Below are 22347 nucleotides of genomic sequence, written 5' to 3' on the forward strand. Positions count from 1 at the left end.
CGCCAGCCGCTTCTCGCTGGTTCCTGCATGAGCGATTTGTTCGACGACGTCTCCCGCCGTTTCGAGGCCGGTCATGCCGCCGCGCCTCCGGCGCTCTGGCTCGATCCCCGCATCCACGAGGTCGAGAGCTTCAAGCCCGCTGCCGTGCTCATCGCCATCACTGAGCGAGCGGCGCCGGGCATGCTCCTGCTCCACCGCCCCTCGACGATGCGCGCCCACCCCGGCCAGATCGCCTTCCCCGGCGGGCGCATCGATCCGGGCGAAACCGCCGTAGAGGCCGCCCTGCGCGAAGCCCATGAGGAACTCGGCATCAAGGCCCAGGACGTGCGCGTGATCGGCACCAGCGACCTCTACCGCACCGGCAGCGGCTACGAGATCACCCCGGTGATCGCCGTCATCCCTGCCGATCTCGAAATCCACCCTAACCCCGCCGAAGTCGCGCAGTGGTTCGAGGCCCCGGTCGACTTCGTGCTCGACCGCGCCAATCAGATGACCCGCACCGTCGAGTACGAGGAGCGCCAGCACAGCTTCGTCGAGATCACCTGGAGCGACGGGCGGCAGGACCACGTCATCTGGGGCGTCACCGGCGCCATCCTGCACAACCTAGCCGGAAGGCTGGACTGGCATGGTTGAACGGCTCGAAGCCCCCTGGATGCAGCGCGAGGACCTCGCCGGCCTCGTCGCTGCGTTGGGGCCCGGCAAGGCCCGCCACGTCGGCGGCTCGGTGCGCGACACGTTGCTCGGCCTGCCGGTGAAGGACATCGACATGGCAACGGTGCTGCGGCCCGAGGCGGTGATCGAGCGCCTCAAGGCCGCCGGCATCCGCAGCGTGCCCACCGGCATCGAGCACGGCACCGTCACCGCCGTCCTGCCAGGCGGCCCGGTCGAGATCACCACACTGCGCCACGACGTCTCCACCGACGGGCGCCGCGCGACCGTCGCCTTCGCGGACGACTGGCGCGAGGATGCCGCCCGGCGCGACTTCACGATCAACGCGCTCTACGCCGACCCGCTCACCGGCGAGATCTTCGACTGGTTCGGCGGACGCGACGATCTCGATGCCCGCCGCGTGCGCTTCATCGGCGACGCCCGCCAGCGTATTCGCGAGGACCACCTGCGCATCCTGCGCTACTTCCGCTTCCAGGCCCGCTTCGGCTCGGTCCCGGCCGACGGGGAAGCGGAAAGCGCCTGCGCCGAACTCGCCGCAACGCTAAAGGGGCTGTCGCGCGAACGGGTGGGCATGGAGACGATGAACCTGCTCGGCCTGCCTGATCCCGGGCCAACGGTAATGCGCATGGCGCAGCTCGGCGTCTTGGCGGTGATCCTGCCCGAAGCCGATCCCGAGGGGCTGACGGCGCTTGTCACGGCCGAGACCTCGCAGCGGCACCAAGCCGACGCGATACGCCGCTTGGCCGCACTGCTCCCCGCTCAGCCCGCGCTCGCCGAGCATGTTGCATCGCGCTTCCGCCTTTCCGCCGCCCAGAAGAAGCGGCTGGCGACGGCGGCCGCACGCGACGGCGCTCCGGCCGACCCGCGCGCACTCGCCTACCGCATCGGCCGGGAACCGGCGCTCGACCGCCTGCTGATAGAGGGGGCGGATACTTCGCCGCTCAATGGCTGGGATGTCCCCCGGCTCCCACTCAAGGGCGGCGAGATCGTTGCACGCGGCGTCGGAGCCGGCCCGGAGGTCGCGCGGGTGCTCCGCACGGTCGAGGACGCCTGGATCGCCGAGGGGTTCCCGGGTGCCGCCCGCGTCGATGCCCTGCTCGACGAGGTGCTTTCGGAGGGCTCCGCTTGAACCTGGCCGAGCTGGGCGGGTTCCTGTTCGACCAGCCTCTGATGACGCTGACGATCATCGCCATCCTGCTGGCGGTCGGCGCGGGCATGCTCGCCGCCACCCGGCCCCGGCTGGGACAGGCGATGCGCAATGCCGGCTACCTTGGGCTCGTGGCCGCGCTGCTGCTGACGGTGGCGCAGCTCGCCGGGCACAACAGCCGCTCCGATGCGGCCCTGCTGCTCGACCGCACCCGGCCCGCCGAAATCGTCGGCAGCGAAACCGTCATCGCCATGCGCGCGGATGGCCACTTCTGGGTCGAGGCGCAACTCAACGGCACACCGGTCGAGTTCCTGATCGACACCGGGGCGACCTACACCGGCGTCTCCCGCCGCGTCGCCGAGCGCGTAGGCCTGCGGCCGGACGCGAACGATGCGGGCGTAATCCTCGAAACCGCCAACGGTCCGATCGTCGCCCGCATGGCCGAGGCCGATTCGCTGCGGTTCGGCGGCATCCAGGCCAATGCCCTCCCCGTCGCCATCGGCCCCGACGGCGAGGTCGACACCAACGTCATCGGCATGAACCTGCTCTCGCGGCTGGGCGCCTGGCGCGTCGAGGAGAACCGGCTGATCCTGGTGCCCCGGCAGGGCTGACAGTCAGCGATCCGAAAGCTGGATCGTGCTAGAACCCCGCTCATGGACCTCTCGCAAATCCTGAACTTCCTGGCCGGCCAGCCTCTGCTGGCGCTCGCCGTGGCGGGCATCACCGCCAGCATGCTCGGCGGACTGCTGCGCCGTCCCGCGCCGCTACTGGGCGGATTCGTGCGAGGCCTTGGCAATCTCGGCCTGCTGGCGGCGATGCTGCTGACGATCGCACAGGTCACGCGCCTGACCACCGGCGCCGACTTCGCCTTCCCGCAGCTCGGCATCGAGCGTCAGACGGTCGAGGGCGGTGAGACGCGCGTGCCGATGCAGCCCGATGGCCACTTCTGGATCAGCGCCACGGTCAACGGCGTGAAGCGCGACTTCCTCGTCGATACCGGCGCCACGCTGACGGCCATCTCGCCCGCCACTGCAGAGGCGGCCAAGCTGAAGGCGAACGCGCTCAGCCGCTCGGTGCTGATGCGCACCGCCAACGGCACCGTCGAGGCGCAGCTGGCGACCATCGACGAACTGCGCATTGGCAGCGTGGTGGCGCGCGAACTCGACGCCGTGGTCGCCCCGGGAATGGGCGACACGAACGTCATCGGCATGAACCTGCTCTCGCGCCTCGCCAGCTGGCGGGTGGAGGGCAGGACACTCATCCTGGTGCCGCATCACCCGCAGGAAGTGGACGAGACTTGAATGCCACGTCGTCCTGGCAAACGCTGGGACCGCCGATAATCTTGAAGCGAAAGGCTCGAGAGCGGTGCCTGGAAACCTGCCGGCGATCCCAGCTTTCGCTGGGATGACGGTTCGGCGACCGGTCAGCCTTGGAACTTGTTGTCGCGGGGGAAGCCGACCGGAGGCAGCCTGCCGGCGGCGCCGCGGGCGACTTTCCAGAGCGTCATGTCCTTCTCGGTGCGCGTGCGGGCGCTTTCGCCGCCCATCGTCCATGACAGCCCGTCCTCGAGCTTCAGTGTGATGACATCCGCCATGCCGCCGTCGCGGTAGCGCTGGAGCGTGACGCCCTGCCCCTTGGACATGACGGGGAGTTCCTCGAGGCTGAAGATCACCAGCTTGCGGTTGTCGCCGACAACCGCAACGTGGTCGTGCTCGGCCGGTATTTCACGCACGGTGACGAGGCGAGCGCCGGGCTTGGTGGTCATCACCGCGCGGCCCTTGCGGGTTTCGGCCAGCAATTCGTCCGTCTCCGCTGCGAAACCGCGCCCGATGTTCGAGGCAAGCAGCAGCTGCGTCTTCGGGCGATAGGGCATGGCGGCGACGATGTGCGCCTCGGTGTCGATATCGACCATCGTGCGGATCGGCTCGCCGAAGCCGCGCGCGCCGGGCAGCTTGTCGGCGCCGAGCGTGTAGAAGCGGCCGTTGTCGAGCGCGATGAATACCTTGTCGGTGGTCTGCGCGTGGAAGGCATAGCCGGGGCCGTCGCCTTCCTTGAACTTGAAGTCGCCGTCGAGCGGCACGTGCCCCTTGGCCGCCTTGACCCAGCCCTTGGCCGACAGGATCACCGTCACCGGTTCCTTCTCGATCATCGCGTCCATGCTGAACTCGACGGTCTTCGTCGCCTGCGCGATCGTGGTCCGGCGGCGGCCGAGCACGGTGTCCTCGGCGTAGTCCTTGCGCAGGTTCGAAAGGTCGCGCTTGATGCGGGTGCGCTGGCGGGCCGGGCTTTCGAGCAGCTTGTTGAGGTCGTCCTGCTCCTTGAGCAGGTCGGCGTGCTCCTTGCGAAGCTCCATTTCCTCGAGCTTGCGCAAGGAGCGCAGGCGCATGTTGAGGATCGCCTCGGCCTGGCGGTCCGTCAGGTCGAACTCGGCCATCATCACCGGCTTGGGCTGGTCCTCGGTCCGTATGATCTCGATGATACGGTCGAGATTGAGATAGGCGATGATGTAGCCGGACACGAGTTCCAGCCGCGCCGCGATCTTCTCGAGCCGGTGGCGGGTGCGGCGCAGCAGGATGTCGATCTGGCTGTAGAGCCATTCGGACAGCAGCAGCTTGAGCCCCAACACACCCGGGGTCCGGTGCGAATCCAGCACGTTGAGGTTGAGACTGAACCGGCTTTCGAGGTCGGTCAGCCGGTAGAGGCTTTCCTTGAGCAGTTCCGGATCCACGTTCCGGCTCTTGGGAATGAGGACGAGACGGATTTCCTCGTCGCTCTCGTCGCGCACGTCTTCCAGGATCGGCAGCTTGCGGTCGCCGATGAGCGCGGCGATCTGCTCGATCAGCTTGCCCTTCTGCAGCATGTAGGGGATTTCGGTGACGACGAGCTGCCACTGGCCGGCGGTCAGCTTCTCGATCCCAGTGTTTTCCCAGGTGCCGTCGGCATTACGCCCGGTGGAGAAGCGGCCGCGCACGCGGAAGGCACCCTTGCCGGTTTCATAGGCGTGGCTGATCGCGGCCGGACTATCGACCACGAAGCCGCCGGTCGCGAAGTCGGGGCCGTGGAAGACTTCCATCAGCTGGGCGTGCTCGACGGCGGGATTATCGATCAGCAGCAATGTTGCGTCGATAATCTCGGCTACATTGTGGCTGGGGATCGAGGTCGCCATGCCCACCGCGATGCCGATCGCACCGTTGGCGAGGAGGTTGGGGAAGATGCCGGGGAATATCTCCGGTTCCTCGTCCTCGCCGTTGTAGGTGGGCACCATGTCGACGGTGCCGTCGTCGAGCCCGGCCATGAGCTGGATGGCGGTCTTCGTCAGCCGCGCTTCGGTGTAGCGGTAGGCGGCGGCGTTATCGCCGTCGATGTTGCCGAAGTTGCCCTGCCCCTGCACCAGCGGATAGCGCAGCGAAAAATCCTGCGCGAGGCGGACCATCGCGTCGTAAACCGCGACGTCGCCATGCGGGTGGTACTTACCGATGACGTCACCGACGACGCGCGCGGACTTCTTGTAGGCATTGCCCGGATCCAGCTTGAGCAGCCGCATCGCCCACAGGAGGCGGCGGTGGACCGGCTTCAACCCGTCGCGCAAATCCGGCAGCGAGCGCGCCGTGATGGTGGACAGCGCATAGACGAGATAGCGCTCCGAGAGCGCTGCATCGAAGGGGGCGTCGACGATGGCGTCGAACGGATCGGATTCGTCGTCGGTCGTGGTCACCATGGCGGAACGCACTAGCAACACGATGGCCCGAGTGGAACTGCCGGAACCGAAGTTTTCCGCCGACCATTCCCGTAGCATCCACCAACCCCAGGAGAATTGGCATGGCAAATCGCGTGCTCATCATCGCAACCGACGGCTTCGAACAGTCTGAACTCACCGGCCCGCGTGACGCTTTGAACAAGGCCGGCATCGAAACCGTGGTCGCAAGCCCGGAGGCGGGCGAGATCAAGGGCTGGCAGCACACCGACTGGGGTGACCCTGTCAAAGTGGACCAGACTCTCGATGAGGTGGACGCAGAATCCTTCGACGCGCTGGTGCTACCGGGCGGGCAGATGAACCCCGACGTGCTGCGCATGAACGAAAAGGCCGTGGCGTTGGTGCGCAGCTTCGCGCAGGCAGGCAAGCCCGTCGCGGCAATCTGCCATGGCCCGTGGCTGCTGGTCGAGGCCGACCTTGTCCAAGGGCGCAGGGTCACCAGCTGGCCCTCGATCCGCACCGATCTTCGCAATGCGGGCGCGGACGTGGTCGACCAGGAAGTTGTCGTCGACGGCAATCTCATCACCAGCCGTAAACCGGACGACATCCCGGCGTTTTCGGAAGCGGTAATCAAGGCCGTGAAGGAACAGGTCGCCGCCGTCGCGGCTGCCTGAACGCCGCGTCGTCCCCGGCAGGTCCGGGGGCGACGGTTCAGCCGATCTGCATGTCGCGCACCACGCCCGGGATGCGCACCGCGAGCCCGTCGAGCGCCTCGGTCACCTCGATCTGGCACGACAGGCGGCTGGTGCGTCCCACCCCGGCGGCGAGGTCGAGCATGTCCTCCTCCTCCATCGAGGCGGGGGGCAGCTTGTCGAACCAGTCCGGCGAGACGATGACATGGCAGGTGGAACAGGCCATCTGCCCCTCACACGTCCCTTCCAGCGGCATTCCCACGTTCTGCCCCACTTCGAGCAGCCGTGATCCGGGCTCGGCCTGTGCCGTGACCCGTGATCCATCTATGTTGACGAATAGCACGTTAACCAACGTCATACTCCCTGCGCCGCCGCAGCGGCTTCGATTTTGGCGCAGGCATCCTCGAGTTCCCCGGGATCAGTATATCTCCCAAATCCCAGACGGATAGAGGCTTTGGCCTGCCGATCGGACAGGCCGAGTGCGCGCAGGACGTGGCTGGGCCGGCCCGACCCGCTGGCGCAGGCCGATCCCGCCGAAAAGGCGACGTCCCGCACCTCCGACATCAGACGCGCCACGTCGACGCCGGCAAGGTGCAGGTTGAGATTGCCACGCCAACGCTGCGCGGCCGAACCGTTGAGTTCCCAGCGCGACAGGATCGCTCGCGCCCGGTCCCAGAGGGCGGCGACGTGGGTGGTATCCGCCTCCATGCGCCGTATCGCCAAGGCCGCCGCTGCCCCGAAACCGGCGCAGAGCAGCGGGCTCAGCGTGCCCGAGCGCAGGCCCTGCTCCTGCCCGCCGCCCCGGATCAGCGGCGCGAGGTCGAGCCCGTCGCGCACCCACAGGGCGCCGATGCCCTTGGGGCCGTAGAGCTTGTGTGCGCTCACCGCGATGAGGTCGGCATGGGCGGGCCCGGCGATCTTCCCTGCGCCCTGCACCGCATCGCAGAGGAACAGCGCCCCGGCGGCGTGGGCGCGTTCGGCGAGGGCCTCGACCGGCTGGATCGTGCCGATCTCATTGTTGACTTGCATGACGGCGACGAGCTTCGTGTCCGGCCCGAGCGGAACTGTGGGATCGACGAGGCCTTTGCCGTCGACTGGCAGCACTCTAAACCCAGGGTCGATCGCCCGCGCCGTATCCAGCACGGCGGCATGCTCGATCGCCGAGACCGCCAGGCTGCGCGCCCCGCTACCGAGGATCGCGAGGTTGATCGCTTCGGTCGCGCCCGAGGTGAAGATCACCCGCCCGCCCGGCGGCAGCAGCGCCGCGACCTGTTCCCGCGCCACCTCGACGGCGGCGGCGGCGGCGCGGCCCGGACGGTGCGGGCTGTGCGGATTGGCAAAGCCGCTGGTCTCCGGGCCGCCGAGCCACGGCAGCATCGCCTCGCGCGCCTCGGGCGCCAGCGGGGTCGTGGCCTGGTAGTCGAGGTAGATCATGCGTTCACCCTCGCCCAGACCTCGGCAAAGGCGTCGAGATCGTCGGGCGTGGTGTTCCAGCCCATCGAGACGCGCACGGTGCGCCTGGCAAGGTCGGCATCGATGCCGAAGCCCTGCAGCACCCGGCTCTGCTTGAGCGTGCCCGAGGAACAGGCGCTCCCCGCCGAGATCGCGAAGCCCATCGCGTCCATGCGGATCAGCATCGCCGTCGCGGAGATCTTCGGAGCTGCGACCGCGAAGATGTGCGAGCACTGGATACCGGGCTGAAGCACTTCCCCGTGGTCAAAGAGGCAATTCTTGAAGTCGAAGCGCTGCTCCGCGCTGGTCGCCCAGTTTTCGATCCCGCCCGTCTCCAGCGCCGCCGCGAAGGCCAGCACGCCCGGCAGGTTCTCGGTGCCGGCGCGATAACCGCGCTCCTGCCCGCCGCTGGGCTCCAACATCGCGAAGTCGCGCACCAGCAGCGCGCCGATGCCGACGGGCCCGCCCAGCTTGTGCGCCGAGACGACCACCATGTCGGCGCCCGGCAAGGCGGCCTTGCCCGCAGACTGTGAACAGTCGGCCAGGAACAGCCCGCCGGCCTCGCGGACCTGCGCCACGACGGTGTCGTCCGGCAGCAGCACCGTGCCCGTTTCCGAATTGATCGACTGGACGGCAACTACCGCCCTGCCAGGCTCGCCCAGCGCGGCCGCCAGCGCTTCGCCATCGACCTCGCCGCCAACCACTGGAAGCACCTGCGCATCCGGCGCCGCGCGGAACACCGCGTCGTGCTCCACCGCCGATACCAGCCGGCGCTGTGCCTTCGCGCGGCCCATCCCGATCGCCAGCGCCTCGCTCGCGCCCGAGGTGAACAGCACTTCACCCTCCCAGCCGAGCGCCGCCTTCACCCTCGCCCGCGCATCCTCCAGCGCGGCGCGGGCAGCCCTGCCCGGCGCATGGGGGCTCGACGGATTGGCCCAGATCGCGGCGCCTTCCAGCCACGCACGCTGCGCGGCGGGCAGCATCGGCGTGGTCGCGGCATGGTCGAGATAGATGTGGGAAATGGCGGCGTCCTGCAAAGTTGTCTTCGGAGCAATAGTTTCTATATAGCGGTCGTTCCCTTTTGCACTCCCGCGATGGCCGGCACGATGCCGCCGCGCGGGAGTTTCAACAAGTCAGGCCGCAAACGCACATGCCCGCAGTCATCTTTCCCGGTCCCGAAGGTCGTCTCGAAGGTCGTTTCCAGCCGGCGCCGCGCCCGCGCGCGCCCGTGGCGATGATTCTCCACCCGCACCCGCAGGCGGGCGGCACGATGAACGACCGCATCACCCAGCACCTCTACAAGACCTTCGTGGCGCGCGGCTTCGCGACGCTGCGCTTCAACTTCCGCGGCGTCGGCCGCAGCCAGGGCAGCTTCGACAACGGCATCGGCGAACTCTCCGACGCAGCCGCCGCGCTCGACTGGGTGCAGTCGATCCATCCCGAGGCGCAGACCACCTGGATCGCCGGCGTTTCGTTCGGCGCGCTGATCGGCATGCAGCTGCTGATGCGCCGCCCGGAGATCCGCGGCTTCATCTCGGTCGCCCCGCCGGCCAACATGTACGACTTCAGCTTCCTGGCGCCCTGCCCCGCCTCGGGCATCATCATCCAGGGCACCGGCGACACGGTGGTGACGCCCAACGCCGTGCAGAAGCTGGTCGACAAGCTGCGCACGCAGAAGCACATCACCATCCACCACGACGAGATCCCGCGCGCCAACCACTTCTTCGAGAACGAAGTGCCGGACCTCATGAAGTCGGTCGACAACTATCTCGACATGCGCCTCGCGCCGGATTGCCCGATCAAGTAATCCGCCGGGTTCGAGAGTTAAGGCAGGCGTCGGAGGATCACTCCGGCGCCTTTTCCTTTTGCGCCGCCTCGGAAAGCGAACGGCTGCCGGGCGTCGGCACTGTCCAGATGAAGATGTTCATCACCATCACCGCCGCAAGCACCAGCATCAGCACCGCCTGCTTGCGGTAGCCCCCGCGCCGAAACAGCACGACAGCGCCCAGTACGAGCGCGATGGCGGTCAGCACGAGCAGGGAAAGCGCGATATTCATGCGCACTTCCTAGCGCAGCTCGGCGCCGTTTGACAGTGTCGGCGAGCCCCGCCATCGTCCGCGCCATGCACGACATCTCGCTAGACCACAGCGCTTCGCTCTCCCGGCGCAATGCCCTTCAGTTCCTCGCGGCCGGCACCGCCGCGTTTGCCTTGCCGGCTTATGCGAAGACGGGCAAGGCAGCCCCGGACGCCGGGGCGTTGCTCGACCGCATCGCCTGGAGCCTGCTCGAACATACCCCCGAAGGCGCTACCGGCCTCGGCGTAGATATGGGAGAGCATGCCGGGCTGCGCTCGCGGCTCGAGGATCGTTCGCAGGCCGGGCGCCACGCCTATGCCGCCACCTTACGACAGGGCCTAGCCGCCGTCGAAGGGTTCAATGCCGACGGTCTCGACCACTCCACCCGCACAAGCCTCGCCGTGGTGAAAAGCGCCTTCTCCACCGCGCTCGACGGTTTTGCACTTCCTTACGGGGACGTCGCCGTGGGCGGGTGGCGCAATGCACCCTACGTCGTCATCCAGAACGTGGGCGCCTATCTGGATACGCCAAAGTTCCTCGACGCCGACCACCCAGTGAAGACGCGCGAGGACGCGGACGCCTACATCGCCCGCCTCGGCCAGTTCGACGCCCAGCTCGACGGAGAACTTGGCCGGATCCGCGCGGCTACCGACATGGGGCTCGTTCCCCCCGACTTCCTGCTCGACCGCACCATCGCCCAGATGACCAGTACCATCGCCGAGGCCCGCGCCGACGGCGGCAGCCTGGTAACCTCGATCGCCGGGCGCACGAAGGACATGACCGGCACGTGGACGGCGGACGCCAGGCGCATCGTCGCGGGCGAAGTCGTACCCGCGCTGGAACGCCAGCTTGCCGAACTCCAGCGTCAGCGCGCCCTTGCGAAAAGCGATCCGGGCATGCGCGAACGGCCGCGCGGCGCCGAATTCTACGCATGGGCGCTGCGCGCCAGCACCACCACGCAGGTCCCGGCCGACGAGATCCACCAGCGCGGACTTACCGAACTGGCCGAGCTACACGCCCGCATGGACCCGATCCTCAAGGGACTCGGCTATGCTACCGGCACAGTCGGTGCGCGCATGGCGGCGCTAGGCGAGGACAAGCGCTTCATGTTCGTGGAAGGCGACCCCGGCCGCGCCGAGATCCTCGCTTTCATCCGCACCCGCATCGACTGGATTCGCGCCCAGATGCCGCGCGCGTTCCGCCAGGTCGTGCCCGGCAACGTCGAGGTCCGCCGCCTGCCGCTGTCCGAGGAACCCGGCGCGCCCACGGCCTACGGCGGGGCAGGGTCGAAGGACGGGAACGTGCCCGGCAAGATGTGGCTCAACCTGCGCAGCACCGACCTGCACCGTAAGTACGACTTGCCCACGCTGGTTCACCACGAGGCGATCCCCGGCCACGTCTGGCAGGGCGAGTATGCCAACCGCCTGCCGCTAATCCGCTCGATCCTCGCGTTCAACGCCTATTCCGAAGGTTGGGCGCTCTACGGCGAGCAGTTGGCGGACGAGCTCGGCGCCTACGATGAGGACCCGGTCGGCCGTCTCGGCTACCTGCAGTCGCTGGCGTTCCGCGCCTGCCGCATGGTGGTCGATACAGGGCTCCACGCGAAGGGCTGGAGCCGCGACCAGGCGGTCCGCTTCTTCATGGAGAAGAACGGCAACAAGCGCGAGGAAGTGGTGAACGAGGTGGACCGCTACTGCTCATGGCCGGGGCAGGCCTGTGGCTACAAGATGGGCCACTCGCAGATCGTCAGCCAGCGAGCGCGGGCGCAGGCGGCGCTGGGATCGGCCTACGACCTACGCGACTTCGACCAAGCCGTGGTCGAGGGCGGCAACGTCCCGCTCGACGTGCTGGCCCAGAACGTCGAGGCCTATATCGCGGGGAAGAAGGGCTGAGCCGACCCCGCCGCCGCCGCCCCATGCGGCGACGGCGGGGTCGACGCCAGGTATCAAGACTTGCCGAAAAGACCTTTGGCCATGCCAGTCAGATCGTCAAGGACGCTGCCGTCGCCGTCCTTGTCGAAGAAGCTGGCCGCCTTGCCCGGGTCGGCTGCAACTGCGCTGGCGAACTGAGTCAGCGATCCTTCACCGCCGATTTGGGCGATGATCTGCTGGATGGTACCGACATCCAGCCCGGTACGCTCGGCGGCAAGCTGGGCGGTATCACCATCCTGCTGGTGCGAAATACCCAAGGCGACGATCGCCTTTTCCGCCACGGCCGGGTCGATGCCGAGCTTGCCCGCGAGATTCGCCACGTCCGCGTGTTCGCTGACCTGACCGAGGATGCCGTCGAAAAGTCCCATCTACAGTACTCCATGGTGGATGCCCGAAAGTATGGGACCAAAGCATGACAAGGGAAAGGACGGAATTTCCCGGACCGTCGTGTCGCCGGCGGGCGGGCCCTGAGCGGGCTGGACCGTCGCGCAGCTCGCAGCCCTCACTCACCATCGTACGTTCGCGGCGTTCCTCCCTTCATGAGGAAACGCCGCGCACACGACAGCTCGGCAGCCGACGATCGGCTCGCCATTGCGCAAGAAGAAAGGGCTCCGGAACCCAAGCTCCGGAGCCCTTTCGTGTCAGCTACGCTGTAGTTTACGCCGAGAGCGGAGCCGCCTTGCGGACGCCTTCGTCGACGTGTTCCTCGAACTGTTCGAAGTTGTCGATGAACTGCTTGACCAGGGTCTGAGCAGTTTTGTCGTACTCCGCCGGATCGGCCCAGGCGCCGCGCGGATCGAGCAGTTTGCTCTCGACACCGGCGACCGCAACGGGAACCTCGAAGCCGAAGTTCGGGTCTTCCTTGAACTCGGCGGCGTTGAGGCTGCCGTCGAGCGCCGCGTTGAGCAGGGCGCGGGTGGCCTTGATCGGCATGCGCTTGATGCCTTCCATGGTAGCCTTGCCGCCTGACCAGCCGGTATTGACCAGCCAGCACTTCACGCCGCCCTTGGCGATACGCTCCTTCAGGAGGTTGCCGTAGACGGAAGGGTGGCGCGGCATGAACGGCGCGCCGAAGCAGGTCGAGAAGGTCGCTTCAGGCTCGGTCACGCCGATCTCGGTGCCCGCGACGCGCGCGGTGTAGCCCGAGAGGAAGTGATACATCGCCTGATCCGGGGTCAACCGCGCGATCGGCGGCAGGACGCCGTAAGCGTCGGCGGTCAGGAAGATGATGTTCTGCGGCACCGGCCCGAGGTTCTTCTCCGAGCAGTTCGGGATGAAGTCGATCGGGTAGGAGCCACGGCTGTTCTCTGCGAGCGAGTTGTCCTCGAGGTCGATTTTCCGGGTAACGGGATCGATGACCACGTTTTCCAGCACCGTGCCGAAGCGGCGGGTGGTGGCGTAGATTTCCGGCTCGGCTTCTTCCGAGAGGCGGATCATCTTGGCGTAGCAGCCGCCCTCGAAGTTGAACACGGCGGTGTCCGACCAGCCGTGCTCGTCGTCGCCGATGAGGGTGCGGCTTGCATCGGCCGAAAGCGTGGTTTTGCCAGTGCCCGACAGGCCGAAGAAAACCGCGGTGTCGCCATCAGGCCCGATGTTGGCCGAGCAGTGCATCGGCATGACACCCTTCACCGGCAGCAGGTAGTTGAGAATGCCGAAGACCGACTTCTTCATCTCGCCCGCGTACGATGTGCCGCCGATCAGGATCAGCTTCTCGGAGAAGTTGACCGCGATCACCGTCTCGCTGCGCGAACCGTGACGCTCAGGGTCCGCACGGAAGCTCGGCAGGTCGATGATCGTATATTCGGGCGCGAAGCCGGCGAGTTCATCGGTGGTGGGACGCACGAGCAGGGTGCGGATGAACAGGTTATGCCAGGCGAACTCATTGATCACGCGAACCTTGACGCGGTGCTCGGGCTGCGAACCGCCGAACAGGTCGGCCACGTAGAGCGTGTCCTTCTCGGCTACCGCAGCGAGGAAGTCCTCCTTCAGCGCGGCGAAATGCTCCGGGGTCATGGGCACGTTGGTCTTGCCCCACCACACGGTCGATTCCGTCTCGGCGTCCCTGACGATGAACTTGTCCTTCGCCGAACGTCCGGTGTGCTTGCCGGTAGCGACGACGAAAGGACCGTCAGCCGAAAGCACGCCCTCTCCATTCTTCACTGCCTGCTCGACCAGGGGGGCTGTGCCGAGGTTCGCGAAGATCTGAGCCTTCGTCTCAATGCCCTGTTTCTCGAGCGGATAGCTAAGCGAAGTGGTCAATGTCATCTCCTCCAAAAGATGGCGGCCTACCGGGAAACCCAGTGACCGCAGTCTCGATTCCTGCGCAAGAATCGGGCCGCGAATATGCGACGATATCTTTTCCGTCAATTTGGCAACAATTGGAACCGTCAAGCACCTATCCATGATGGTTTATTCGCCCGGGCGCGATTGACGAAGCCTCCATTTCCGAAAGGTCTTCGCACGCAGCACCCTGCGCATCGTTTGCATAGGGTGAGTGGGAGCATCGATTGCCAGCGATCGACACAGGCGCTAGTCAGCATCGCTCCATGCAGCAAAAGGGAAACTGCGGACGCTCATGGCCGATGCACCCGATCCCACCCTTCCGACAAACGCCTCGCCTGAGCGCCCTTCGACTCATTCTTCGCGGCAGCAGACGATCGCGCTCGTCGACGACGATCGCAACATTCTGACGACGCTTTCGATCAGTCTCCATGCCGAGGGCTTCGCGACGCGCGTCTATGCCGATGGCGAAACCGCACTGAAGGCGCTGCTCGAGAATCCGCCCGATCTGGCTATCTTCGACATCAAGATGCCACGCATGGACGGGCTCGATCTGCTGCAGTCGCTGCGGGCGCATTCGAGCCTCCCCGTCATCTTCCTGACTTCCAAGGACGAAGAACCCGACGAGGCGCTGGGCCTGGCATTGGGAGCCGACGACTACATCGCCAAGCCATTCAGCCAGCGCTTGCTGGTCGCGCGCATCAGGGCGATCCTGCGCCGAAGCGAACTCGCCCGAGCAGAGCCGGAGGAAGCCCCCCACGCCGACCTCCCCGATCCGGTTGTGCGTGGCCGCCTCATGCTCGATCCCGCCCGGCATCAGGTGACCTGGGATGCCGAACCGGTCTCGTTGACGGTGACCGAGTTCCTGATCCTCGAGGCAATGGCGCTGAGGCCGGGCGTCGTAAAAAGCCGCAACCAGTTGATGGATGCGGCCTACAGTGACGACATCTACGTCGACGACCGCACGATAGACAGTCACATCAAACGCCTCCGCCGCAAATTTCGCGCCGTCGACCCGGAGTTCGCTGCGATCGACACCCTCTATGGTGCCGGGTACTCCTTCACCGATGGTTGAAAAGTCCCGCGCCAAGCCTCGCCCGCACCTTGCGGTTCGCTTGGGCCTGTCATGGAGCGTGTCGCTCACCGCCCGCATCCTTGCAGTGAACGTGATTGCGCTCGCGCTGCTCGCCGGAAGCCTGTTCTACATCGACAGCTATCGCCGGGAGTTGCTTGCCGAACGCTATCGGCTCGCCAAGTCGGAAGCCGAGATCACCGCCGATGCGCTGACCGACGAGGACCTGCAGGGGCGTCTGGCGCTCATCGCGAGGATCGGCACCGAGCAGGATCTACGCTTGCGGCTGTTCGATCCCCAAGGCCAGCTGGCCGGCGACAGTTTCGCGCTGGGACGTCCGTCTTACACTCTGATCGACCCCGCGCGCGAACCCTGGTTCCAGGATGCAGCGCGTATTCTCGACCGCGGCATGGATTTCGTATTGGGCGCTCCCCCGATCCCTGCTTATCGCGATCCCCCCGGAGCGGGCGCTTCCGCATGGCCCGAAATCGCGGCCGCACTAGAGGATCGGCAGACGCGGATCAACCACAAGGCCGCGCCCGACCGCACTCCGGTGATCATTGCGGCGACCCCGGTTGGCAGCGACGGCTCGGCCCTTCTCGTCACCCGCAACGCCCGCGACATCACCGAAAATGTGCGCATGGCCAGGCAAACCCTGGCGATCATCGTGGGCGGCGCGTTGGGCGTGTCGATCCTGCTTTCCCTCTTCCTCGCTCGGACGATCGTCGAGCCGCTGCGTAAACTCGTCCGCGCAGCCGTCCGCGTACGCCTGGGGCGCGACCGCAGCGTCGTCGTCCCTCGGCTGCCGGACAGGCGCGACGAGATTGGCCTGCTCGCCCGCGCGATTTCCGACATGAGCGGTGCGCTGCGCCACCGGATCGACGAGGTCGAAAGCTTCGCCGCCGACGTTGCGCACGAACTCAAAAATCCGCTTACGTCCCTGCGCAGCGCGCTCGAAAGCCTCGACCGCGTCGAACAGCCGGAGCTGCGCCGCCAACTTATTGGTATCGCCCAGGACGACGTGCGCCGAATAGACTTCCTGGTCACCGAGATAGCTGACGCCAGCCGTATCGACGCCCAGTTGAGCCGCACGACGTTCGAACCATTCGACATGGCTGACCTCGTGCGCGCGCTCGTCGCGGAACGGGAGCAGCGCGGCGTCAACGGCGGCTGCCCGATCTCGATCCGGCGCGAGGACGACGCGAATAAGGATAGTCCTCCGGGCTTGATGGTCGCCGGCGACGTTCCGCGACTGGAACGCGTCCTTCAGAACCTCTTGGACAACGCCGTGTCCTTTTCGCCGTCCGGCGGGCCTGTCGAGATCACTCTCGGCCGCAGCAACAACCGCGTGAAGGTCTCCGTAGCCGACCACGGACCAGGCATCCCGGCAGCGGCCCGAGAGCGCATATTCGAGCGGTTCCATTCGCTACGCCCCTCGCGCGAGGAATTCGGCAAGCACAGTGGACTGGGTCTGGCCATCGCGCGCACCATTGTCGAGGCTCACTACGGCAAGCTCGTCGCTACCGACCGCACGGATGGCACCCCCGGCGCTCGCCTCGTCCTGTCGCTACCAGCCTGGCAGCCGGAACAATGAACGGTAACGCCATGACATACCAGGCCACCTGTGTTACGATAGACGGCCGGGCTGTCGTGATCCAAGGCCCACCCGGCATCGGCAAGTCCAGCCTCGCGCTTTCGCTCATCGATCGCGGTGCGGTTCTGATCGGCGATGATTCGATCGTTCTCGAAGTAGAGGCTGACCGCGTGATCGCGCGGCCTCATCCCAACACCCGGGAACTGCTGGAAGTGCGTAATCTCGGGCTGCTGCGGTTCCCCTGTGCCGAAGCTCAGCCGGTAGCACTCGTCATCGGTCTCGACCCCGCGGCGCCGCGCTACATCGAGGTACCGCGGAGCTTGGTCCTCTGCGGTACCCAATTGCCTTTCATCGAGCTGCGGCCGGAAGGTGCGACCTTGGCGCTCAAGGCAGAATTGGCCCTGAGGCATTACGGACTGTCCCAATAGGAACCTGCCCCGGCACTATGCTTCTCGCCCCCCTTCCCTTCCGTGCCTACTGCGCGCAGATAAGCGACATGGGGAATGAAGTGGGAATGATCGGCGGCGAGCCGCACGCCGCGCTAGCGCGCCAACGCCTCTTGCTGGTGACCGGGATGCTGGGCGCAGGCAAGACGACTGCGCTGCGGGTGCTGGAAGACCTGGGCTGGGAAATCGTCGACAATTTTCCGATCCGGATGCTCGACGCTCTGATCGATTCGGCTCCGAACGGGGCGGACACCGATCCCCCGCTCCTGGCGATAGGTTTCGATTCACGCACGCGCGGATTCGATCCCGGACGTGTGATCGCACAGGTCAAAGCGCTAACCGAGCGCCGGGACATCGAACTCACCACCCTGTTCCTGGACTGTTCGAGCACCGAACTGGAGCGACGCTACAACGAAACCCGCCGGCGTCATGCGCTGGCCGGCGATGCCCCGGTATCTACGGGCATTCGCGCTGAACGCGAACTTCTCGCCCCGCTCAGGCGCTGGGCCGATCTGCTGATCGACACGACCGAGTACACCTCGAACGACCTGCAGCGCGTGATTCGCGAGAGGTTTGCGTCCAGCGAAACCGGCGAACTGACCCTGACTATCTCTAGCTTCGGCTTTTCTCGCGGGATGCCGCCGGTAGCAGATCTGGTGTTCGACATGCGTTTTCTCGACAACCCGCACTGGGACACGGACCTGCGCCCGTTGACTGGGCAGGATCACGCGGTGGGCGACTACATCCGCAAAGATACGGCATATGATGAGGCGTTTACCCGCATACGCGACCTGCTGCTGCTGCTGCTTCCGCGCTATCGTGCTCAAGGGAAAGCCTACGTCCACATCGCATTTGGTTGCACGGGAGGGCGGCACCGCTCTGTTTTTACTGCGGAGCAAATCGCAGCAGCCTTGCGTCAATCGGGATTTTCCCCCACATTGCTGCACCGCAACCTGGGCTCGCGCGCAGCCGATCTTCTGGAAGGAGGTCTTCGGCGTGAAAAATGAAGAAACCGTCCGGGTGCATCTGCAGGTATTTCGGAGCGCTCTCCCAGCATGATCGGCATGATCCTGGTTACCCACGGCAATCTCGCCGAGGAGTTCGTACACGCGATGGAGCACGTCGTCGGCGACCAGGCCGACGTCGCGACCGTCTGCATCGGGCCGAACGACGACATGGAACGCCGCCGTGCGGAGATCGCCGAGGCTATCGCCAAGGTGGACTCCGGTGAAGGCGTCATCGTCCTCACCGACCTGTTCGGCGGAACTCCTTCGAACCTGGCCATCTCCTTGATGCAGGCCGGCAAGGTCGAAGTCATCGCCGGGATCAACCTGCCCATGCTGATCCGCCTTGCCAAGGCGCGCGGCTGCATGCCGGTCCGCGAGGCGGTCGCCGCCGCGCGCGATGCCGGGCGCAATTATATCACGATCGCGAGCGAGTACTTGGGACAGGACGCATGATCGACGCCTGTGAGACAGTGCTCATAGTGAACAAGCGCGGCCTCCACGCTCGCGCCAGTGCCAAATTTGTCAATCATGTCGCGGAATTGCCGGCTACGGTTTCGGTGACGGTGAGCAAGGATGGCGCCAGCGCCGCCGGGGGATCGATTCTCGGCTTGATGATGCTTGGTGCCGCGAAGGGCGACTCGATCGCCATCAGTTGCTCGGGCGACGGTGCGGAAAATGCGTTGTCCATCCTTGCCGGCCTCGTTCGCGACGGCTTTGGCGAAGAGTGAACAGGGCAGGCTGACACCGTGTCTTCGCAAGACTGGCCGACCGATGGGTCGCGCCGCACCATCACCGGTTTTTCCAATCCTCTCGTCAAGTTCCTGCGGTCGTTGCGGGACAAGAAGCACCGCAAGCGCGAGCGGCGCTTTCTCGCCGAGGGCCTGCGCCTGCTGACCGACGCGCGGGAATGCGGAATCGTACCGGAAATGCTGGTCATGGCGATCGGTCGCGACCCGCACCCGTTGGTCGATGCACTCGAGGACTCCGTCATCGCGGCTGGCGGCGAAATCGTCGAGATGGACGTAGATATCCTTGCCAAGGTCACCGGCAAGGACAACCCCCAGGCCGTCGCCGGTGTCTTTACCGAGTTCGATACCGGTCTCGCAAAGATCGACCGCAATTCGGCCCCGATCTGGCTGGTGGCGCAGGCTCTTCGCGACCCGGGAAACCTGGGCACCATGCTGCGGACCGGCGACGCCGTCGGCGCGGGTGGGTTGATCCTGATCGACGATTGCGCCGACCCCTTCTCCGTCGAAGCCGTAAGAGCTAGCATGGGTGCGATCTTCACGCAGCAGCTTGCCATCGCCCGCTGGGACGAATTCATTTTCTGGCTGCGCGCAGGCGATGGTCAGCTTGTCGCGGCGTCGCTGCGCGACCCGACCGATTATCGCGAGGCCGTGTACGCAGCGCCGTGCTTCCTCATGGTGGGTAACGAATCGCAAGGTTTGCCAGCGGCTTACGAAGAAGCTTGCGACCTACGCCTGACTATCCCGATGTTGGGCAGAGCAGACAGCCTGAACGCCGCTGTGGCTGGGGCCGTCCTTGCCTACGAAGCACTCGCTCACTTGCGCCGGACCTGAGCGCGCGTTCACCGGTCTCTTACCTAGCCCAAGGCAATCCAGGTCCGGTGATACTACGATTCGGTCTTTTCCTGCTCATTCTTGTATTCCTAGGATCTTGCTGCGAATGAGCTGAACATTCGCTCCTCTCCGCAAGCATCTGGCGCTTCGATCGTATCAACGGCGAGCGCCCGGTGGCGCACGCTTCGAGCATCACCTTCGGTTACGGCGGCAGGATCGGGATAGAAGTTACCAGCAGCAGCCTCCGCGGCCCATGGCAAATCAACACGTCTTATCGCCGGACCTCTCGATCTAAGCGAGAAAACGTGCGCTGACCCTTCCTCGCGTCCGGGCAACGCCATCAATACGCTGATTGTTGCCGCGCCCCGAGTGCGATCGACAGTAACCACCTGAGGCTGCGGTCTGGCGGGCATACGGCTGAACTGTTCCGGATTGAGGCCTGCAACTGACCGCTTATTCCGCCGCTTGCGCAGTTTCGTCAGCGTGACCGCCGTCAAGGGGCGCACCTTCCACAAAACGGGGCGCCGATTCGACCAGCGGCACTTCCTCGGAAATTTCACGCCTGCCGATCTTTATATGTTTTTCGCTCAGGCGGCGGGCGCGGCTCATGACGTTGCCTTCGTATGTTCGGGCAAAGTCGTTGAAGCTGTTCACTGCCCGGCCCAAATGCATACCCACTTTGCCGAGATCGTCCTGGGTTTTCGCGAGGCTATCGTAAAGATCGCTGCCCAACTTGCCGATTTCACGTGCCTCCCTTGCGAGCCCTTCCTGCTGCCAGACCTGGGCGATCGTGCGGGCAATCGCGACAAGATTGGTCGGACTTGCAAGCAGCACCTTACGGTCGAAGGCATAATCCCAAAGCCCGGAATCGTGCTCGAGGGCAGCCGCGATAAAGTGCTCCCCCGGGACGAACATGATCACGTAATCCGGCGCGTTCTCGAACTGACTTTGGTAGCTCTTGTTGCCCAACGTCTGGATGTGTTTGCGCATCGACGCCGCATGTTGATCGAGGAATGCGGCGCGGAGCGTTTCGTCCTCCGCCTCGAATGCGTCCTGGTAGGCGTTGAGCGACACCTTGGCATCGATCACCAGTTGCTTGTTGCCGGGAATACGAACGATCGCATCGGGCCGCTGGCGGCCCTCATCGGTGTTGACCGAGTGCTCGGTTACGAAGTCGGTGTGTTCGGTCAATCCGCACTGTTCGAGGACGTTCTTCAGCTGTTGCTCGCCCCAGCGACCTCGTGCCTTGGGTGCATTGCGCAGCGAGTTTCCGAGACGCACCGCTTCGGCGCGCACCTGCTCTTGCCCTACCCGCAGCGCCTCGATTTGGCCATTCAACTGCCCGAAGGCATCCATCCGCTTCGCCTCGAGCCCCGCAACCTGTTCTTCATAGCTTTTCAGGCGGTCGCCCACCGGCGCGAGGATCAGTCGGATACGTTCGGCATTGGCCTTTTCGCTTTCCTCGAACCGCGCGCCCGCGCGACGCAAAAACGCTTCCTGCGCACTTTCGAGCACTTTGGCCCCTGCGTTCTCGAATTCCTTGCGGAGGACTTCCTGCGCTTCGATGAGGAGGCGTTTCTGCTCCTCGAAATTCGCGGATTTCTCGCGCAAGGTCGCCAGTTCCGAGGCCAGTTGGCGATGCTCGCGGCGCAGCCCGTCGATCAACGCCGCGTGGTCTGCGCGAGCCCTGTCCAGAACCGTCGTCAATTCGCTGCGGGTGCGATCGACGGCGAGTGCGCCTTCCTCGCGCAAGCGCTGCGTCGCCATGGCATGCTCACCGCGCTCTCGATCAAGCGCCATTGCGAGTTCATCGGCTCGGCTCGCTCGTTCACGCGCGGCTTCGAGGGCGGCGAACACACGCAAGTACTTTGCATCCCCCTCTCGCGCTTCACGCTCTCGCGCCTCGGCCTGTGCGCGCCACTGAGCAGCAGTTCGAGAGCCGAAGAACCAGCCAGCAGCCAAACCGACAACAAGAGCGAGAATCGTGGCGAATGCTACTTCCATCGCGCCAACTTATCGGAACGAATCGGGAACACCATCCTTAATTTCAATTTTCCCCAACAATGCGGGGAAGCTCTCGACGTCAAGCGGCTTTGCGCAGCTTCTCGAGCTTCTTGAGCGCCATCTGGCGCTTCAGGCGCGAAAGGTGGTCGATGAACAGAATGCCTTCGAGATGGTCTATCTCGTGTTGAAGGCAGATGGCCATCAGGCCTTCCATGTCTTCCTCATGCAATATGCCATCGAGATCCTGCCAACGGGCACGAATGCGCGACGGACGTTCGACGTCAGCATAAATCTCGGGGACAGAAAGACAGCCTTCCTGGTAGACGATATGATCTTCCGACGGATCGAGAATCTCGGGATTGATGAAAATCCGGGGCTCGCGCTTCGTGGGCTGATGTGTGTGGTGGTGGTCACCGTGGGAGTGGCAGACTTCCGGCTCGGCGTCTTCATCCTCCGGCTGGAGATCTATCACCAGCACACGTTGCGGTACGCCCACCTGAATTGCGGCAAGGCCGATGCCAGGCGCGTCGTACATCGTCTCGAACATGTCATCGACGAGCGTACGCAATTCGTCGTCGAATTTGTCTACGGGGACCGAGACCTGCTTCAGGCGGGGGTCGGGAACTTCGAGGATTTCACGGATAGCCATTTGCGCCAGATAATCGCGATGCGCGACTTTCGCAAGAACGTGCAGTCGATCTCTC

23 protein-coding genes are annotated in these 22347 nt (G+C 65.3%); 14 read left to right on the forward strand and 9 right to left on the reverse strand.

Translation table 11 applies throughout. The annotated features are described in order from the left end of the window. Nucleotides 1-27: 27 nt before the first annotated feature. The 4 genes from PMI02_RS00145 to PMI02_RS00160 are packed head-to-tail and all read left to right on the forward strand — an operon-like array spanning nt 28 to nt 3117. Nucleotides 28-633 carry a CoA pyrophosphatase gene (locus PMI02_RS00145; protein WP_036501613.1) on the forward strand — a complete coding sequence of 202 codons (606 nt, stop codon included), beginning with the start codon at nt 28-30 and terminating at the stop codon, nt 631-633. Then, the gene (locus tag PMI02_RS00150; protein ID WP_007677003.1) at nt 626-1798 is read left to right on the forward strand and encodes a CCA tRNA nucleotidyltransferase; all 1173 of its coding nucleotides are present in this window, start codon (nt 626-628) and stop codon (nt 1796-1798) included. The genes PMI02_RS00145 and PMI02_RS00150 overlap by 8 nt, the downstream gene beginning before the upstream one ends. Continuing rightward, nucleotides 1795-2427: a TIGR02281 family clan AA aspartic protease gene (locus PMI02_RS00155; RefSeq protein ID WP_007677006.1), complete on the forward strand. Its 633-nt coding sequence runs from the start codon at nt 1795-1797 to the stop codon at nt 2425-2427. The genes PMI02_RS00150 and PMI02_RS00155 overlap by 4 nt, the downstream gene beginning before the upstream one ends. A 42-nt stretch (nt 2428-2469) precedes the next feature. Next, a complete protein-coding gene (locus tag PMI02_RS00160) occupies nt 2470-3117 on the forward strand; it encodes a TIGR02281 family clan AA aspartic protease (protein ID WP_007677008.1) in 648 nt (215 codons plus the stop codon). 122 nt (nt 3118-3239) lie between these two features. On the opposite strand, the gene parC is transcribed toward PMI02_RS00160, so the two are convergent. Next, complete coding sequence (gene parC, locus PMI02_RS00165) at nt 3240-5534, reverse strand: DNA topoisomerase IV subunit A (RefSeq protein ID WP_036501576.1); 2295 nt, start codon at nt 5532-5534, stop codon at nt 3240-3242. A gap of 101 nt (nt 5535-5635) precedes the next feature. On the opposite strand from parC, the gene PMI02_RS00170 reads away from it, so the two are divergent. Further along, the gene (locus tag PMI02_RS00170) at nt 5636-6184 is read left to right on the forward strand and encodes a type 1 glutamine amidotransferase domain-containing protein (RefSeq protein ID WP_007677013.1); all 549 of its coding nucleotides are present in this window, start codon (nt 5636-5638) and stop codon (nt 6182-6184) included. Between the two features lie 37 nt (nt 6185-6221). Here the strand turns inward: PMI02_RS00170 and PMI02_RS00175 are convergent, their stop codons facing one another. From PMI02_RS00175 to PMI02_RS00185, 3 genes are read right to left on the reverse strand one after another with little or no spacing between them, the layout of a single operon-like run. Then, a complete protein-coding gene (locus tag PMI02_RS00175) occupies nt 6222-6560 on the reverse strand; it encodes a 2Fe-2S iron-sulfur cluster-binding protein (RefSeq protein ID WP_007677014.1) in 339 nt (112 codons plus the stop codon). Continuing rightward, nucleotides 6557-7636, reverse strand: a complete 1080-nt coding sequence (locus tag PMI02_RS00180; protein ID WP_007677015.1) for a cysteine desulfurase family protein — start codon at nt 7634-7636, stop codon at nt 6557-6559. The genes PMI02_RS00175 and PMI02_RS00180 overlap by 4 nt, the downstream gene beginning before the upstream one ends. After that, on the reverse strand, nt 7633-8691 hold the full coding sequence (locus PMI02_RS00185) for a cysteine desulfurase family protein (protein ID WP_007677017.1): 1059 nt from the start codon (nt 8689-8691) through the stop codon (nt 7633-7635). The genes PMI02_RS00180 and PMI02_RS00185 overlap by 4 nt, the downstream gene beginning before the upstream one ends. A gap of 113 nt (nt 8692-8804) precedes the next feature. Here PMI02_RS00185 and PMI02_RS00190 point away from each other — a divergent pair, with 113 nt between their 5' ends. Beyond that, complete coding sequence (locus tag PMI02_RS00190) at nt 8805-9461, forward strand: alpha/beta hydrolase (protein WP_007677018.1); 657 nt, start codon at nt 8805-8807, stop codon at nt 9459-9461. A gap of 37 nt (nt 9462-9498) precedes the next feature. On the opposite strand, the gene PMI02_RS00195 is transcribed toward PMI02_RS00190, so the two are convergent. Then, a complete protein-coding gene (locus tag PMI02_RS00195) occupies nt 9499-9711 on the reverse strand; it encodes a hypothetical protein (RefSeq protein WP_007677020.1) in 213 nt (70 codons plus the stop codon). A gap of 65 nt (nt 9712-9776) precedes the next feature. On the opposite strand from PMI02_RS00195, the gene PMI02_RS00200 reads away from it, so the two are divergent. Next, nucleotides 9777-11621, forward strand: a complete 1845-nt coding sequence (locus PMI02_RS00200) for a DUF885 family protein (protein ID WP_036501578.1) — start codon at nt 9777-9779, stop codon at nt 11619-11621. Nucleotides 11622-11674: 53 nt separating this feature from the next. Here PMI02_RS00200 and PMI02_RS00205 read toward each other — a convergent pair whose 3' ends face one another. Next, nucleotides 11675-12028 carry a hypothetical protein gene (locus PMI02_RS00205; protein WP_007677027.1) on the reverse strand — a complete coding sequence of 118 codons (354 nt, stop codon included), beginning with the start codon at nt 12026-12028 and terminating at the stop codon, nt 11675-11677. 289 nt (nt 12029-12317) lie between these two features. Then, on the reverse strand, nt 12318-13919 hold the full coding sequence (locus tag PMI02_RS00210) for a phosphoenolpyruvate carboxykinase (protein WP_007677030.1): 1602 nt from the start codon (nt 13917-13919) through the stop codon (nt 12318-12320). 316 nt (nt 13920-14235) lie between these two features. Here PMI02_RS00210 and PMI02_RS00215 point away from each other — a divergent pair, with 316 nt between their 5' ends. From PMI02_RS00215 to PMI02_RS00245, 7 genes are all read left to right on the forward strand, one after another. After that, entirely contained in the window at nt 14236-15015 is a 780-nt protein-coding gene (locus tag PMI02_RS00215) for a response regulator transcription factor (RefSeq protein WP_007677033.1), read from the forward strand. Next, nucleotides 15008-16606: an ATP-binding protein gene (locus PMI02_RS00220; RefSeq protein ID WP_007677035.1), complete on the forward strand. Its 1599-nt coding sequence runs from the start codon at nt 15008-15010 to the stop codon at nt 16604-16606. The genes PMI02_RS00215 and PMI02_RS00220 overlap by 8 nt, the downstream gene beginning before the upstream one ends. Beyond that, nucleotides 16603-17034 (forward strand): HPr kinase/phosphorylase, encoded by a 432-nt coding sequence (locus tag PMI02_RS00225; RefSeq protein WP_007677038.1) that lies wholly within the window; start codon nt 16603-16605, stop codon nt 17032-17034. The genes PMI02_RS00220 and PMI02_RS00225 overlap by 4 nt, the downstream gene beginning before the upstream one ends. 68 nt (nt 17035-17102) lie before the next feature. Then, nucleotides 17103-18059, forward strand: a complete 957-nt coding sequence (gene rapZ, locus PMI02_RS00230) for an RNase adapter RapZ (protein ID WP_086000095.1) — start codon at nt 17103-17105, stop codon at nt 18057-18059. 48 nt (nt 18060-18107) lie between these two features. Then, the gene (locus PMI02_RS00235) at nt 18108-18512 is read left to right on the forward strand and encodes a PTS sugar transporter subunit IIA (protein WP_007677042.1); all 405 of its coding nucleotides are present in this window, start codon (nt 18108-18110) and stop codon (nt 18510-18512) included. After that, nucleotides 18509-18787, forward strand: coding sequence for an HPr family phosphocarrier protein (locus PMI02_RS00240; RefSeq protein ID WP_007677045.1), 279 nt, complete (start codon nt 18509-18511; stop codon nt 18785-18787). Before PMI02_RS00235 ends, PMI02_RS00240 begins: the two co-directional genes overlap by 4 nt. 18 nt (nt 18788-18805) lie before the next feature. Continuing rightward, nucleotides 18806-19639: an RNA methyltransferase gene (locus tag PMI02_RS00245; RefSeq protein ID WP_007677053.1), complete on the forward strand. Its 834-nt coding sequence runs from the start codon at nt 18806-18808 to the stop codon at nt 19637-19639. 453 nt (nt 19640-20092) lie between these two features. On the opposite strand, the gene rmuC is transcribed toward PMI02_RS00245, so the two are convergent. Together rmuC and def are read right to left on the reverse strand one after the other, a co-directional pair. Further along, nucleotides 20093-21643, reverse strand: coding sequence for a DNA recombination protein RmuC (gene rmuC, locus PMI02_RS00250; RefSeq protein ID WP_036501584.1), 1551 nt, complete (start codon nt 21641-21643; stop codon nt 20093-20095). A gap of 79 nt (nt 21644-21722) precedes the next feature. Continuing rightward, nucleotides 21723-22292: a peptide deformylase gene (def, locus tag PMI02_RS00255; RefSeq protein WP_007677057.1), complete on the reverse strand. Its 570-nt coding sequence runs from the start codon at nt 22290-22292 to the stop codon at nt 21723-21725. Nucleotides 22293-22347: the final 55 nt, after the last annotated feature.

Source organism: Novosphingobium sp. AP12, from assembly GCF_000281975.1.
In the GTDB taxonomy this organism is placed as follows: Bacteria; Pseudomonadota; Alphaproteobacteria; order Sphingomonadales; family Sphingomonadaceae; genus Novosphingobium.

Bases quoted from the DNA above. Each gene is read 5' to 3' on its own strand.
- PMI02_RS00220 (WP_007677035.1), top strand. From the start codon at position 15,008: ATGGTTGAAAAGTCCCGCGCCAAGCCTCGCCCGCACCTTGCGGTTCGC.
- PMI02_RS00160 (WP_007677008.1), top strand. From the start codon at position 2,470: ATGGACCTCTCGCAAATCCTGAACTTCCTGGCCGGCCAGCCTCTGCTG.
- PMI02_RS00175 (WP_007677014.1), bottom strand. From the start codon at position 6,560: ATGACGTTGGTTAACGTGCTATTCGTCAACATAGATGGATCACGGGTC.
- PMI02_RS00145 (WP_036501613.1), top strand. From the start codon at position 28: ATGAGCGATTTGTTCGACGACGTCTCCCGCCGTTTCGAGGCCGGTCAT.
- PMI02_RS00225 (WP_007677038.1), top strand. From the start codon at position 16,603: ATGAACGGTAACGCCATGACATACCAGGCCACCTGTGTTACGATAGAC.
- rmuC (WP_036501584.1), bottom strand. From the start codon at position 21,643: ATGGAAGTAGCATTCGCCACGATTCTCGCTCTTGTTGTCGGTTTGGCT.
- PMI02_RS00235 (WP_007677042.1), top strand. From the start codon at position 18,108: ATGATCGGCATGATCCTGGTTACCCACGGCAATCTCGCCGAGGAGTTC.
- PMI02_RS00180 (WP_007677015.1), bottom strand. From the start codon at position 7,636: ATGATCTACCTCGACTACCAGGCCACGACCCCGCTGGCGCCCGAGGCG.
- PMI02_RS00240 (WP_007677045.1), top strand. From the start codon at position 18,509: ATGATCGACGCCTGTGAGACAGTGCTCATAGTGAACAAGCGCGGCCTC.
- rapZ (WP_086000095.1), top strand. From the start codon at position 17,103: ATGGGGAATGAAGTGGGAATGATCGGCGGCGAGCCGCACGCCGCGCTA.
- PMI02_RS00200 (WP_036501578.1), top strand. From the start codon at position 9,777: ATGCACGACATCTCGCTAGACCACAGCGCTTCGCTCTCCCGGCGCAAT.
- PMI02_RS00195 (WP_007677020.1), bottom strand. From the start codon at position 9,711: ATGAATATCGCGCTTTCCCTGCTCGTGCTGACCGCCATCGCGCTCGTA.
- PMI02_RS00215 (WP_007677033.1), top strand. From the start codon at position 14,236: ATGGCCGATGCACCCGATCCCACCCTTCCGACAAACGCCTCGCCTGAG.
- PMI02_RS00205 (WP_007677027.1), bottom strand. From the start codon at position 12,028: ATGGGACTTTTCGACGGCATCCTCGGTCAGGTCAGCGAACACGCGGAC.
- PMI02_RS00150 (WP_007677003.1), top strand. From the start codon at position 626: ATGGTTGAACGGCTCGAAGCCCCCTGGATGCAGCGCGAGGACCTCGCC.
- parC (WP_036501576.1), bottom strand. From the start codon at position 5,534: ATGGTGACCACGACCGACGACGAATCCGATCCGTTCGACGCCATCGTC.
- def (WP_007677057.1), bottom strand. From the start codon at position 22,292: ATGGCTATCCGTGAAATCCTCGAAGTTCCCGACCCCCGCCTGAAGCAG.
- PMI02_RS00170 (WP_007677013.1), top strand. From the start codon at position 5,636: ATGGCAAATCGCGTGCTCATCATCGCAACCGACGGCTTCGAACAGTCT.
- PMI02_RS00190 (WP_007677018.1), top strand. From the start codon at position 8,805: ATGCCCGCAGTCATCTTTCCCGGTCCCGAAGGTCGTCTCGAAGGTCGT.